1 pseudogene is annotated in these 235 nt (G+C 42.1%); it reads left to right on the top strand.

Annotated features, from left to right (window positions below):
• Positions 1 to 235 (top strand): annotated as a pseudogene (locus R0K30_RS23550) (modification methylase NmeDIP); the annotation flags it as partial.

Raw genomic sequence — 235 nt, 5'->3', positions numbered from 1 at the left:
ATTGGCCCAGTACAAATAAGTTTGGAGAGCAGCCCCCCTTTCCTGATAATGTCCCCGAAGACCTTACAATTCAATATTGGTTTGATAAACATGATGTAAGTGCTCATCCGAACGCTAAAGCTCACTTTACGCCAAGAGCTGGGCTTGCTAAGTTCCTAGTTATAGAAGAAGGCGATACAGCTAAAAAATCTTATAAGCGGTTGCATCGATATAGATATTCACCAACTGCCGCATA

This window comes from Bacillus sp. SIMBA_154 (assembly GCF_046536015.1).
Lineage (GTDB): Bacteria > Bacillota > Bacilli > Bacillales > Bacillaceae > Bacillus > Bacillus pumilus_P.
This window is presented reverse-complemented; position numbering and strand designations above follow the sequence as displayed.